Below are 13819 nucleotides of genomic sequence, written 5' to 3'. Positions count from 1 at the left end.
GTAGCGTGAGACGTCGCGTCGCACGGACCGGCACCCGCGCCGCCACTGCTCAGGCCCTCGTGGCCTGATTCAAACCCCTCGCCCGGGGGCGGCCCGGTCCGATCGTTTCCCGCAGCACATAAAAAAAAGCAGGCCCGCGATTCGCGGCCTGCTTTTTTTCGTACCCTGTGCAGACGATGCTGTCTGCGACGCCTTACGACTATCTGGCGCTCACACTTCCCACGCCACCGCACAGCCTTCGGCGTGCGCTTCCTTGAGCATGTTCAGCAGCGGATAGGCCCGTTGCGAGAGGCGCAGACGATTGTCCTCGTCGCGGTCCTCGGACTTCTTGCCCTCGCTGTCCTTGTCGGCTGCGGCTTTATCTTCCGCAATCGCGGCTTCCAGCTTGGCGATAGCGTCGCCTGTTTCGTCCGCCCCGATCGCGCCGCGCTCACCTAGCTTCTTGCCGACGATACCCAGCAGCAATTGCGCGAGATTCTCGAGCATGTTGATCGTGGGCGATGAGTGCGCCTTAAACGTTACCATCATGTTTGGCTCCCTTTTCGAGTTATCACCACCGCCGCCCCGAACCTCCACGGCCTGTCGTCTGCCCGATGGCCGCGTGGCGCTTGCGTGGCACCTGAGTGTGGCCTGAGTGAGCCTGTTACGCAATGAGGGGTACCGGCGGGCACCGTGACTTCATCATACACCTGTTAAAATCCGGTGCTGACGATTCAATTGCCTGTCCGGACGCGTCCGGACGCACCCGAAACACCCGCCAATGCTACCCGCACAAAAGAATGCTCTCGTCGCGCTGATCGGCGACGTCGTCGCCGGTTTGATGCCCGCAGACGGCACCGCGCCTGCCGCGCCCGTCATCCTGCTCGAACGCCCCAAAGTGGCCGCCCACGGCGATCTGGCCTGTAACGTGGCCATGCAGCTCGCCAAGCCGTTGCGCGCCAACCCGCGCGAACTGGCCCAAAAGATTGCCGACGCCATCCTCGCCGACGCCCGCGCCAAGGGCCTCGTCGACGCCGTCGAAATCGCCGGTCCAGGCTTCATCAACCTGCGTCTGGCCAATGCCACCAAGCAATCGGTCGCGCGCGCGATCCTGACCGAGGGCGCAGCCTTCGGCCGTCGCGCCGCCAGCAACGAAGCCGCCCCGGTGCTCGTCGAGTTCGTCTCGGCCAACCCGACCGGCCCGCTGCACGTGGGTCACGGCCGTCAGGCCGCGCTCGGCGACACGATCTCGGCACTGCTCGGCACGCAAGGCCGCCCGGTACATCGCGAGTTCTACTACAACGACGCCGGTGTGCAGATCCAGACGCTCGCCACTTCCGTGCAGGCACGCGCCCGCGGCTTCAAGCCGGGCGACGCCGAATGGCCGGAATCGGCTTACAACGGCGACTACATCGGCGACATCGCGCAGGACTTCCTCGCTGGCAAGACGGTGCAGGCCTCCGACGGCGCACCCGTCACGGGCAGCGGCAGCGTCGAAGACATCGATTCGATCCGCGCCTTCGCCGTGGCCTATCTGCGTCGCGAGCAAGACATCGATCTGCAAACGTTCGGCGTCATCTTCGATCAGTACTACCTCGAATCGTCCCTGTACGCCGACGGCAGCGTCGAGCGCACGGTGCAGGCGCTCATCGATGCAGGTGTCACGTACGAACAGGAAGGCGCGCTGTGGCTGCGCACGACCGATTACGGCGACGACAAGGACCGCGTGATGCGCAAGTCCGACGGCACCTACACGTACTTCGTGCCGGACGTCGCGTATCACACCCGCAAGTGGGACCGTGGCTTCCATCAGGTCATCAACGTGCAGGGCTCGGACCACCACGGCACCATCGCCCGTGTGCGCGCCGGTCTGCAAGCACTGGGCATCGGCATTCCGAAGGGCTACCCCGACTACGTGCTGCACAAGATGGTCACCGTCATGCGCAATGGCGAAGAGGTGAAGATCTCCAAGCGTGCAGGCAGCTACGTGACGGTGCGCGATCTGATCGAATGGTCGGGCGGCATTACGGCAGAAACGCCGGTGACGGACCCCGCCGAGCGTGAAGACGCCCTGCGCCGTGGCCGCGACGCCGTGCGGTTTTTCCTAATTTCGCGCAAAGCGGACACGGAATTCGTGTTCGACGTGGATCTCGCGCTCAAGCAGAACGACGAAAACCCGGTGTATTACGTGCAGTACGCCCACGCGCGCATCTGCTCGATCCTCACGCAGTGGGCGGGTGACGAAGCGTCGCTGGCGAACACCGACCTCGCGCCGCTCGACAGCGAACGCGCGCTCGCGCTGCTGCAACTGCTCGCCGAGTACCCGGACATGCTCACGCGTGCCGCCGAGGAACTTGCGCCGCACGCCGTGGCCTTCTATCTGCGGGATCTGGCGGGTGCGTTCCACTCCTTCTACAACTCGGATCGCGTGCTGGTCGACGACGAGACCGTGAAGCATGCGCGTCTGGCGCTGCTCGCGGCGACGCGTCAGGTGCTGCGCAACGGGCTTGCCGTGCTGGGCGTGTCGGCCCCGGCCAAGATGTAAGTTATCCAACCACTCCGAACGGCAAACGCATCGGAACTCTGTAAGGACGGAATCGACTCGATGGCATATACACGTCGACCACCCCGCCAGCGGGGCGGTACTTTTCTGGGCATCGTGCTCGGCCTGATCGTTGGGCTGGCCGTTGCCGTCGTCGTCGCGCTCTACATTACGAAGACGCCAACCCCGTTCGTCGAAAAGACGCCGCCGCGTCCGGCCGAGAACTCACCGGCCGCGCAGGCGCCAGACCCGAACAAGTCGCTCCAGCCGCGCACGCCGCTGCCGGGCGCCGCATCGGGTTCCACCGCGCCGGAAGCGCCCTCGGCAGCCGAAACGTCGCCGCTCGTGCCGGGCAATCCGGTGACGCCGGTGACACCGCCGACCGCCTCGGCACCGACGGCGCCCGCGCCGACGAAGCCCTCGCCAGCCGACATCCTCAACGGCAAGTCGACGGTGCCGGTCGCCCCGCCGACCACGCCGCCCGCGAGCGCCACGGATAACGCCAGCACGGGTTACTACCTGCAAGTCGGCGCATTCAAGTCGCAGACCGACGCCGAGCAACTGCGCGCCAAGCTGGCCCTCTCGGGCTTCGAAGCGAAGGTCACGCAGCGCGACGCCAACGGTCTCACGCTCTACCGCGTGCGCCTCGGCCCGTACGGCAAGCTCGATGAAATGAATCACGTGCGTCAACGCCTGCAGGATGGCGGGTACGACACGGCAGTGATCCGCTTCACGAAGCAATGAACGCGAAAGGCGTTGCCCCACAAAGGCAACGCCTTTTGTTTCTGCCGCACCGCATGGGCACTGTCTGAGCGCTCGTTCAGCGCCGCTCGGCACGGATTCGCAAAAGCCTGCATCATTGGGGGCCCGGCGGCATCCACGCTGGCGAGACGTTGAACCCGGCGAGACATCGCCGGTCATACGCACTAGCTAATTTGGCTGAATCCGGGATATGGTTTTGCTGGCGCGCCGCTCACCGACGATGGACAAACCGGCGTGTTGGTCTCACTCCTATACAAAGATCATGAAAAAACTTCTTGGTGCCGTTCTGATTTCTTTCGGTTTCCTCTCGGGTGTCGCCTCGGCGTCGCCTGAAGCGCCGGTCGCGGGGACCGACTACCTGACGATTTCGCAGCAACCGCTGACGGCGGGTCCGGGCAAGATCGAAGTGACCGAGTTCTTCTGGTATGGCTGCCCGCATTGCAATGCGCTGGAGCCGTCGCTGGAGAAGTGGGTCAAGGCGCAGGGCAAGGACGTCGTGTTCAAGCGCGTGCCGGTCGCCTTCCAGAGCCGTTTCGAGCCGCACACGCGCATGTACCTCGCGCTCGTGGCCATGGGTAAGGATGCAGAGCTCACGCCGAAGGTCTTCAACGAAATCCACGTCAAGCACAACTACCTGCTGACTGCCGATCAGCAAGCCGATTTCCTGGCCACGCTGGGCGTCGACAAGCAAAAGTACCTCGACACGTACAAGAGCTTCGGTGTCGACAACGGTGTGAAGACGGCCAACAAGACCTGGCAGGATTACAAGATCGACGGCGTGCCGACGATCGCGATCCAGGGCAAGTACCTCGTCTCCCCGGCCACCTCGGGCGACGCGCTGCAAAAGCAGGGCAAACCGGCGACGACCGAGCAGCAGACGTTCGATGCGGCGCTCAAGACGGCCGACTCGATCATCAACCAGATCCGCGCGAAGAAGATGTAAGCTTCGCGGCTCCTGAAGCCCGGCCCCGGCCGGGCTTTTGCGTTCTATGGCGACAATGGCAGCACATACGACATCACCGAAGGTTTTCATCACCGGCGCGTCCAGCGGGCTGGGGCAGGCGCTCGCGCGTCACTACGCGGCGCAGGGCGCGATTCTCGGGCTCGTCGGACGCCGTGGCGACAAGCTGACCGATCTCGCCGCCACGTTGCCGCATCCGCATGCCGTGCATTGCTACGCGCTCGACGTGCGTGACGCCCTCGCGTTGCGTGCTGCGGCGGAAGACTTCATGGCGCGTCACGGCGTGCCGGACATCGTGATCGCTAACGCTGGCATTAGCCACGGTGTGAACACGGAAGACCCTGCGGACCTGCCGCACTTCGCATCCGTCATGGACACCAACTGGACGGCGATGGTCGCGACGTTCAGCCCCTTCGTGGGTCCGATGCGTCAGCGCAAGCGCGGCACGCTTGTGGGCATCGGTAGCGTGGCCGGTGTGCGCGGTCTGCCGGGGCATGGCGCGTACAGCGCCTCCAAGGCGGCGGCGATGACGTATCTCGAAAGCCTGCGCGTCGAGCTGCGCGCAGACAAGGTGGCTGTCGTGACGATTGCGCCGGGCTACATCCGCACACCGATGACCGACGGTAATCCGTTCCCGATGCCGTTCCTGATGGACTCGGACAAGTTCGCACGCAAGGCGGCAGCGGCCATTGCGCGCCGCAAGCGCTTCGCTGTGCTGCCGTGGCAGATGGGTGTTGCAGCCTTTGGGATGCGATGCCTGCCACGCTGGCTGTACGACATGCTGTTCGCCCGCGCCCCGCGCAAGCCGACGATGGCGCAGCGGCAAGCACGCGATGCAGCGAAAGACCGGAAAAGCTGACTCGGACATCCCCCAAAATGCAGGACGAAGCGGGGAAATACATGACCCCGCGCGTTAGAGTGCCCCGCCTTCTTAACGCGCGGTGCCCTCATGAATGCCATCCTCTCTCGCTTCACAATGCGTCTCGCCGGACTCACGGCTGCAGCGATCCTGACGGGTTGCGCTGCAGCAGATCCGGGCAACTGGCAGGTCTTCGGACCGCCATCCTCATACGTCCGACCTGCCCCCGTCATCGTCGGCCCGGCACCGGCCATCGTTCAACCTGCGCCCGTCATCGTGACACCGGCCCCCGCAGTGGTTCACCCCGCCCCTGTCATCGTGACGCCCGCCCCTGCCTTGGTTCGACCCGCGCCCGTCATCGTGCAGCCAGCACCGGTCGTCATCGTGCCAGCTCAACCCCGTTCGTCGCGTGACGCCGCGCACTTCCTGCGCGAGCGCTGCTATCTCGAGAAGGGCGGCTGCTATACGAGCGAGTATCGGGCAGGCTACGAGTTCGATCCGTCCACCGGCACCTGGCGTTGGGTCGGTCAGCGCGACTATCGATGGAAAGGCAGCCGGGGGAATCGCTGACATCTCCGCAAACCTCAGCTCTCGCATTCCATGCGAGAAACACGCCGTCTCACGCAAGATTCGGTCGTAATTTTGACCCGTTGTGGTGCATTCCAAACCTGCGTTAGAGTGCTCGTGTAACTTGAACAGAGGTATACACGACGTTAAACCGGATTCGCCGCCATAGAGCGGACGCGTGTGCAGACGGCAATAGTAGCGATAAGCCGGTCCATACCGATCCGACTGCGGCACTCCCAACCAAGCAGGAGAGGCACATGCAGACAACCCCCGCCGGTACGCCGGTCATCGATCCGGCGCTGCGACGCAAAGCGGTGATCGGTTCTACCCTGGGCAACGCGTTCGAGTGGTTCGACTTCACGGTTTACGGTCTCTTCGCGGTAGTCATCGCGAAACTCTTCTTCCCTGCGGATAACGATACGACGTCGCTGCTCGCGAGCGTGGCGTCGCTTGGCGTGGCGTTCTTCTTCCGTCCCATCGGCGGGCTAGCCTTCGGTCTGTACGCCGACCGCGCGGGCCGCAAGTCGGCGCTGTCGGTCATGGTGCTGCTCATGGCACTCGGCACGGGTCTGATCGGCATTGCACCGACGTACGCCACCATCGGCTTCGCGGCCCCGTTGCTGATCCTGCTGGCCCGCGTGATTCAGGGCTTCTCGGCAGGTGGCGAATTCGGCGGCTCGACGGCCATGCTGATCGAGTTCTCGCCGCCGAATCTGCGCGGCTTCTACGGCAGTTTCCAGATGTGCTCGCAGGCGCTGGCCGTGGCACTTGCCGGGTTGTGCGCTTACGTCCTCACGACGGGTCTGTCGAAAGAAGCGCTCGAATCGTGGGGCTGGCGTCTGCCGTTCCTGTTCGGGATTCTGATCGGGCCGGTGGGCTTCTACATTCGGCGCCGCATGACGGAGTCGCCGGAGTTTCTGGCCTACGCCGCGACACGCGAACCGACGCGCCGCACGCCGCTCTCCGATGTCTTCTCGAAGCACTACCGCGCGCTCATCGCGGGCTTCGGTCTGACGGTGGCGGCCACGACGTCGTTCTACGTCACGCTGATCTACACGCCGATTTACGCCGTCAAGCAACTCGGTCTAACGCAAGGTTCCGCCAGCCTGTCGACGTTCATTGCCGCGATGCTGATCGCTGCGCTCTGCCCGCTCACGGGATGGATTTCGGATCGTGTCGGCCGCAAGCCGCTGATTTTGCTGTTCGTGCTGCTCTACGGTCTGACGTCGTTCTGGATGTTCACGCGTCTGCACGGTTCGCCGTCGATGGGCAATCTGCTGCTCGCGCAGATCCTTCCGGCGGTGTGCATGGGCTTCGTGTGGGGCGCGTTCCCGACGGCCGTCACGGAAGTGTTCCCGGTCGGCGTGCGCTCGACGGGCGTCTCGATTCTGTACAACGTTTCGGTGATGCTCTTCGGCGGCCTCGCGCCGTTCTGGATCACGTACCTGATCAAGGTCACGCAGAATCCGCTCGCCCCGGCGTACTACATTCTGATGACCGTCGCGATCAGTCTCGTGACGTACGGTCTGCTCGGTCGCGAAGGACGCAACGTTCAAGCATCGGCGCAGCACGCCTGAGTTCACTGGCGACGCGTTTGCCACCCTACGATGCAAAACGCCCCGGAGGCTATCGTCTCCGGGGCGTTTTTATCTTCGCTTACGTCAGCCGCTTAGGCGCCGACGCGATCCTCACACAGGCGAGAAGCGCCAGACACCCTGGGCATCGCGCTCGCGCTTAAGTTCGCCCAAACGCCACAGCATGTGCAAGTGTGCCAGTGCTTCGCCCATCGCGAAGGTGGTCTGGTGCGCATCGAGCTTGCGATGGAACATGATGGGCACGATGTCGCCCGCGCTTTGCGGCGACTTCGCACAGGCGTCGCGCACTTCCTGCAAGCGCGCGGCATGGTGATCGCGAAGTTGACGAATGCGCGTGTGCAAGCCCGTGAACGGTCGGCCGTGCGACGGCAGCACGAGGCAGTCGGCAGGCAGATCCAGATAAACGCCCAGCGAATCGAGGAACAGTTGCAGCGAGTTGGCTTCCGGCTCGATATCGAAGACGCTGACGTTGGTGGAGATACGCGGCAGCACCATATCGCCGGAGATGAGCACGTTGTGCTGCTCGGAGTACAGCGCCATATGCTCGGGCGAGTGACCATAGCCCGCGATCAGACGCCAGTCGCTGCCGCCGATGCGCAGCGTGTCGCCATCCTTGAGACGGTAGTAGCGCGACGGCACTTCGGGCACGAGGTCGCTGAAGTACGACTTGCGATTGCGAATCTGGTCGATCATGGCTTCGTCAGCGAGACCATGCGCGATGAAGTGCGCGACGGCAAACTCACCGCCAGCGTTGGCGGCATTGTTGTTGTCGCCCTCGGACATGAGACGTCCCCACGCATAGTCGCCGAGCGACATGGCGAGCCGCGCTTGCCAGCGCTGTTTGTCGCCGCCCTTGCAGATCCAGTGCGCGAGGCCGAGGTGGTCCGGGTGGCAGTGCGTGACGACAACCCGCAGCACCGGCTCGCCGCCGAGCGCGCTGTCGAACACCTGCTCCCAGTAAGCCTTGATCTGCGGATGCGTGATCCCGCAATCGACGACCGTCCAGCCCTTCACCCCATCGACTTCATCGCGCAACAACCACAGGTTGATGTGATCGAGCACGAACGGCAGCGGCATGCGCACCCAGAAGACGCCCGGCACGACTTCGTGCACGGTGCCGCCGTCGGGCAGGAAATCGCCAAGGGGATAGTTCAGTTGCTGTTCAAGGGCATTCACGGGGGCCACGCTCCAGATGGGCTTGTTCTCTTGTTGTCAGGTTGACGCCATCACCGATTGCATACGATGCAAGTTGACGCTAACGTAAACGGCAATTCTATCTGCAATGGTAAGCACCCGCTTAAACTTGCTAATCCGATCCCCTGCCGATCCGATGCTCACATACACGATCACCGACCTCGCCCGCGAGTTCGACATCACGCCCCGCGCGATCCGCTTTTATGAGGATCAGGGTCTGCTCACGCCTGCCCGAGAAGGCCCCGGCGGACGTCACCGCGTCTACACCGGACAGGACCGCACGCGCCTGAAGCTCACACTGCGCGGCAAACGCCTCGGCCTCACGCTCTCCGAAATCAAGACGATTCTCGATCTCTACGAGTCGCCCAAGGACACTGTGCCGCAGTTGAAGGTGTTTCTCGACACGCTCGCTCAACACCGTCAGGTGCTGGAGCAGCAGCTCGAAGACCTCCACGCCACGCTCGATGAAGTCTCCCAGCACGAAGCGCAATGCCTCGCCTTGCTTGAGGCTGCCGGTGAAACCGCGCCTCCCTCCGCTCGACGGGTTAAGGCCGCTGCGGCTTCTCACTAACTTTTTAGCACCACACCCCGCTCCAACCTCCCCCGGCCCTGTCCCACCCCCAGGGCCGCGGGAATCGGCACTACTCTGACTCCGTTCCACCTGAAAGTCACTGCGTCAGGGCAGCACCGATCCCCGCCCATCTATTTCCCCACCTCCCCGTTTGGCTGCGCGCCCAGTTCTTTTCCCCGACTCAGGAAAGTCCTTACTTTACGTTTACGTAAACGTTAAGTAGTATCTGCGAATCTGGCTTTTCAGCCGCTCGCGCCCCTGCCGATCATGCACAACGTCCCTTCGTCTCACGCTGCCCATGCCGCTCCCGTCGCCCCCGCCGTCGACGCGAAAATCCGCGCCAGCTTCGACAAACAAGGCGTCATGACCCACTGGGGCGCACAACTCACGCATATCGCCGACGGATTTTGCGAGATTTCGCTGCCGTTCTCGGACAAAGTGAATCAACAGCTCGGCTATTTCCACGGCGGCGTCATCGGCGCCATCGCTGATTCGGCTGGCGGTTACGCAGGCTACACACGCATCTCGCCCGATCAGGAACTGGTCACCGCCGAATACAAACTGAACATTCTCGCGCCCGGCAAGGGCGATACACTGATCGGACGCGGTCAGGTCGTCAAATCCGGACGCACGCTCATCGTCGCCACGGCCGAACTGTTCGCCATCGATAACGGTAAATGGACGCTCTGCGCCCTCATGCAGCAAACGCTTTTCGTGCTGGCACCTAATCCGTCTGCCTGACGAACGACTGCCGCAGCACCGCTTCAATATCGCTTAATACCGCTTACCAAGCACCTTCAAGCACCATCGAACATACGCGCGGGCCGACCCGCCACGCGCCACCTCTGGAGACTGTGTCATGACGACGTTGCCCGGCCTCAATTTCATGCTCGGCGAAGACCTGGACATGCTGCGCGAATCGGTCGCGAACTTCGCCTCGAAGGAGATCGCCCCGCGCGCCGCTGAGGTCGATCGCACCGACCAGTTCCCGATGGACCTCTGGCGCAAGATGGGCGACCTCGGCGTGCTCGGCATGACGGTCTCCGAAGAGTACGGCGGCGCGAACATGGGCTATCTGGGCCACATGATCGCGATGGAAGAAATCTCACGCGCGTCCGCCTCAATCGGTCTGTCGTACGGCGCACACTCGAATCTGTGCGTGAACCAGATTCACCGCAACGGCACGGCCGCGCAAAAGGCGAAGTACCTGCCGAAGCTGGTGTCGGGCGAACACGTGGGCGCCCTCGCCATGAGCGAGCCGAACGCCGGCTCGGACGTCGTCAGCATGAAGCTGCGCGCCGAGAAACGCGGCGACCGCTACGTGCTCAACGGCACGAAGATGTGGATCACGAACGGCCCGGACTGCGACACGCTGGTGGTCTACGGCAAGACGGACATCGAAGCCGGTGCACGTGGCATGACGGCCTTCATCGTCGAGAAAGGCATGAAGGGCTTCTCGGTCGCGCAAAAGCTCGACAAGCTCGGCATGCGCGGCTCGCACACAGGCGAACTGGTGTTCGAGAACGTGGAAGTGCCGGAAGAGAACGTGCTGGGTCAGGTCGGCGGTGGCGTAAAGGTGCTGATGAGCGGTCTGGACTACGAGCGCGCCGTGCTCGCAGGCGGTCCTATCGGCATCATGCAGGCCGCCATGGACGTGGTCGTGCCGTACATCCACGACCGCAAGCAGTTCGGTCAGTCCATCGGCGAATTCCAGCTGATTCAGGGCAAGGTCGCCGACATGTACACGATCCTTCAGGCAAGCCGCGCGTATCTGTACGCCGTCGGCCGTCAGTTGGAATCTCTGGGCAGCGATCACGTGCGTCAGGTGCGCAAGGATTGCGCGGGCGTGATTCTCTACACGGCGGAAAAGGCCACGTGGATGGCCGGTGAGGCGATCCAGATTCTCGGCGGCAACGGCTATATCAACGAGTATCCGGTCGGCCGCCTGTGGCGCGACGCCAAGCTGTACGAGATCGGCGCAGGCACGTCGGAGATCCGCCGCATGCTGATCGGCCGCGAACTGTTCTCCGAGACGATGTAACCCCAAGGAAAGCCCAAAAAACTGACGGACATTCAGGCACAGGCAGCGGCGCTACAATCGTCACAAGCCTCGCCCTGCGCCTGTCCCGACCGGTATGAATCACTTCCCGAAACTCCTGTCGTCGCAGTTTGCTTTCGACGTCGCCCGCACGATGCTGGACGGCTTCGACAAGCATTACCGCATCTTCCGCGAGGTATGTGTCGCGGCGCAGGCATGTTTCGAAGCCGGTGACTTCATAGGCCTCCAGAAGCTCCAGCGCGACCGCATCGCCTATTACGACGAGCGCGTGCGCGAATGCATCGTGACGCTGGAAGACGAGTTCGACGCGCAGTCGCTCGACGACGATGTCTGGCAACAAGTGAAGCTGCATTACATCGGCTTGCTCACGGAGCATCGTCAGCCGGAACTCGCCGAGACGTTTTTCAACTCGGTGTGCTGCAAGATCCTGCATCGCTCGTACTTCAATAACCGCTTCATCTTCGTGCGCCCCGCCGTGGCGACGGAGTACATCGAGAACGACGCACCCGCCGCGAAGCCGACGTACCGCGTCTACTATCCCGCGCAGGACGGCATGGCTGCCACGCTCGCGCGCATCGTCACGAATTTCCAGCTAAAGCGCCCGTTCGCCGATCTGCCGCGTGACGTGGGTTATGTGATGCGCGCCATCGAAGAGGCGTTCGGCACGTTCGATGCTGCGCCGAATTTCCAGATTCACGTGCTGGCGTCGCTGTTCTTCCGCAACAAGGCGGCGTATATCGTGGGACGCATCGTGAACGGCGATACCACGACGCCATTCGCCGTCCCGATCATGCACGACGACCACGGCAAGCTGGCGCTCGACGCCGCCCTGCTGCGCGGCGAGCAACTGCGCGTGATGTTCAGCTTCTCGCACGCGTATTTCATGGTCGACATGGAGGTGCCGTCGGCCTACGTGCAGTTTTTGCGCACGATCATGCCGGGAAAGCCGAAGGCCGAGATCTATACGTCGGTCGGCTTGCAGAAACACGGCAAGAATCTGTTCTATCGCGATTTTCTGCATCACCTGAAGCATTCGAGCGACAAGTTCGTAAGCGCACCGGGCATTCCCGGACTGGTGATGCTGGTGTTTACGCTGCCCTCGTATCCGTACGTCTTCAAGCTGATTCGCGAGCGCTTCGCGCCGCCCAAGGAGACGACACGCGAACAGGTGAAAGCGAAGTATCTGATGGTCAAGCAGCACGATCGCGTGGGCCGAATGGCCGACACGCTGGAGTTCTCCAGCGTCGCCTTCCCGCTCTCGCGCTTCGACGACGCCCTGCTCGCCCAGCTCCGCACCGAAGTGCCCTCGCTGCTCGAATTCGACGGCGACGCGCTGGTGATCCGCCACTGCTACATCGAGCGCCGCATGACGCCGCTCAATCTGTGGCTGCAGTCCGCCTCGGACGACCAGGTGGACCACGCCATGCGCGAATACGGTAATGCGATCAAGGAGCTGATGGCGGCGAACGTGTTTCCGGGCGACATGCTGTACAAGAATTTCGGTGTGACGCGTCACGGCCGGGTGGTTTTCTACGATTACGACGAACTGGAATATCTGACGGATTGCCACATCCGTCGAGTGCCGGAACCGCGTAACGAAGAAGAGGCGATGTCGGGGGAAGTCTGGTACCGTGTAGGCCCGCACGACGTGTTTCCGCAGACGTTTGAGACGTTTCTGACGGGCGATGCACGCGTGCGGCGCTATCTGAGCCAGCATCATCCGGATTTCTTCGACCCCGACCTGTGGCAAGGCTTTCAGGATCGGGTGCGAGCCGGACAGATGCACGACTTCTATCCGTACGATGTCTCGCTGCGTTTCGTCAATCGCTACGGTGCCGCCCGCGGCATCACGGATTCAGGTGCTTCGGCCGCTCCGCCTCGCGCGGCAGCCGCCTGAGCGCCGGACTTCCTCGCCATTGACGCCTCCCAGCTCACGACAAGCCCGCCGGATGACACGATCATGACCGAAGACAAAGACCAACCTCTCATCCATCTGCTCGATAACAACCGCGCCTGGGTTGCCAGCGTGAACGCGGAAGATCCCGCGTTTTTCGAGCGACTGGCCAAGCTACAGACCCCGGAATACCTCTGGATCGGGTGCTCGGATTCGCGCGTGCCAGCGAACCAGATCACCGGACTGGCGCCGGGCGAAGTGTTCGTCCACCGCAATATTGCGAACGTGGTGGTGCACAGCGACCTGAACTGCCTGTCGGTGTTGCAGTTCGCCGTCGAAGTGCTGAAAGTGCGTCACATCATGGTCGTCGGCCACTACGGCTGCGGCGGTGTGGGCGCAGCACTGGACGGCGCGAAGATGGGCCTCGTCGATAACTGGCTGCGCCATGTGCGCGACGTCTATGAGCGCCACGTCGACCAGATCGACGCGCTGCCCTCGCGCGACGCCCGTCACGATCGACTGTGCGAGTTGAACGCCATCGAACAGGTCGTGAATATTTGTCACACCACCGTCCTGCGCGACGCCTGGGCCCGCAACCAACCGGTCACGGTGCACGGCTGGGTGTACGGCCTGCGCGACGGTCTGGTGCGCGACCTGCGCATGTCGGTGAATAGCCTCGAATCCCTGCCGCGTATCTATGATCGCTGCGTGGAAGCGATGGCCGAATTACGTCATCCACGCACCTGATCGCTTAGGCCAACTCAGGCGTGCAAGCGGGCGCGTGGACGACGGAAGATTGAAGCATTGGATATTCGGGGCTGACGCACCGGTCCGCA

The 13819-nt window shown here is 63.0% G+C and carries 13 protein-coding genes; 11 read left to right on the top strand and 2 right to left on the bottom strand.

The annotated features are described in order from the left end of the window. Nucleotides 1–210: 210 nt before the first annotated feature. Nucleotides 211–528, bottom strand: a complete 318-nt coding sequence (locus ACIQWO_RS12125) for a DUF1840 domain-containing protein (protein WP_402823723.1) — start codon at nucleotides 526–528, stop codon at nucleotides 211–213. Nucleotides 529–760: 232 nt separating this feature from the next. Between ACIQWO_RS12125 and argS the strand changes: the two genes are divergently transcribed. From argS to ACIQWO_RS12095, 6 genes are all read left to right on the top strand, one after another. Beyond that, nucleotides 761–2524, top strand: coding sequence for an arginine--tRNA ligase (gene argS / locus ACIQWO_RS12120; RefSeq protein ID WP_402823721.1), 1764 nt, complete (start codon nucleotides 761–763; stop codon nucleotides 2522–2524). Between the two features lie 60 nt (nucleotides 2525–2584). Beyond that, nucleotides 2585–3265, top strand: coding sequence for an SPOR domain-containing protein (locus ACIQWO_RS12115; RefSeq protein ID WP_402823718.1), 681 nt, complete (start codon nucleotides 2585–2587; stop codon nucleotides 3263–3265). A gap of 280 nt (nucleotides 3266–3545) precedes the next feature. Next, nucleotides 3546–4226 (top strand): thiol:disulfide interchange protein DsbA/DsbL, encoded by a 681-nt coding sequence (locus tag ACIQWO_RS12110; protein WP_039395208.1) that lies wholly within the window; start codon nucleotides 3546–3548, stop codon nucleotides 4224–4226. 55 nt (nucleotides 4227–4281) lie between these two features. Beyond that, complete coding sequence (locus ACIQWO_RS12105; protein ID WP_402823714.1) at nucleotides 4282–5103, top strand: SDR family oxidoreductase; 822 nt, start codon at nucleotides 4282–4284, stop codon at nucleotides 5101–5103. Between the two features lie 90 nt (nucleotides 5104–5193). Next, nucleotides 5194–5673 carry a hypothetical protein gene (locus ACIQWO_RS12100; RefSeq protein ID WP_402823711.1) on the top strand — a complete coding sequence of 160 codons (480 nt, stop codon included), beginning with the start codon at nucleotides 5194–5196 and terminating at the stop codon, nucleotides 5671–5673. A 254-nt stretch (nucleotides 5674–5927) separates the two neighbouring features. Continuing rightward, entirely contained in the window at nucleotides 5928–7247 is a 1320-nt protein-coding gene (locus tag ACIQWO_RS12095) for an MFS transporter (protein WP_402823708.1), read from the top strand. Between the two features lie 111 nt (nucleotides 7248–7358). Here ACIQWO_RS12095 and ACIQWO_RS12090 read toward each other — a convergent pair whose 3' ends face one another. After that, a complete protein-coding gene (locus ACIQWO_RS12090) occupies nucleotides 7359–8441 on the bottom strand; it encodes an MBL fold metallo-hydrolase (protein WP_402823705.1) in 1083 nt (360 codons plus the stop codon). A gap of 154 nt (nucleotides 8442–8595) precedes the next feature. Between ACIQWO_RS12090 and ACIQWO_RS12085 the strand changes: the two genes are divergently transcribed. The 5 genes from ACIQWO_RS12085 (at nucleotide 8596) to can (ending at nucleotide 13730) form a co-directional block, all read left to right on the top strand. Next, complete coding sequence (locus tag ACIQWO_RS12085) at nucleotides 8596–9030, top strand: MerR family DNA-binding transcriptional regulator (RefSeq protein WP_150736906.1); 435 nt, start codon at nucleotides 8596–8598, stop codon at nucleotides 9028–9030. A gap of 267 nt (nucleotides 9031–9297) precedes the next feature. Next, entirely contained in the window at nucleotides 9298–9771 is a 474-nt protein-coding gene (locus ACIQWO_RS12080) for a PaaI family thioesterase (RefSeq protein ID WP_402823702.1), read from the top strand. Nucleotides 9772–9889: 118 nt separating this feature from the next. Beyond that, on the top strand, nucleotides 9890–11071 hold the full coding sequence (locus ACIQWO_RS12075; protein ID WP_402823699.1) for an isovaleryl-CoA dehydrogenase: 1182 nt from the start codon (nucleotides 9890–9892) through the stop codon (nucleotides 11069–11071). Nucleotides 11072–11165: 94 nt separating this feature from the next. Further along, a complete protein-coding gene (aceK, locus tag ACIQWO_RS12070) occupies nucleotides 11166–12986 on the top strand; it encodes a bifunctional isocitrate dehydrogenase kinase/phosphatase (protein ID WP_402823696.1) in 1821 nt (606 codons plus the stop codon). A gap of 63 nt (nucleotides 12987–13049) precedes the next feature. After that, entirely contained in the window at nucleotides 13050–13730 is a 681-nt protein-coding gene (gene can, locus ACIQWO_RS12065) for a carbonate dehydratase (RefSeq protein WP_150736557.1), read from the top strand. The last annotated feature ends 89 nt before the right edge of the window (nucleotides 13731–13819 follow it).

The sequence above is a fragment of the Pandoraea sp. NPDC090278 genome, assembly GCF_044772185.1.
Taxonomy (GTDB): Bacteria; Pseudomonadota; Gammaproteobacteria; order Burkholderiales; family Burkholderiaceae; genus Pandoraea.
The sequence above is the reverse complement of the archived record's forward strand: the minus strand, read 5'-3'. Positions and strand labels throughout refer to the sequence as shown.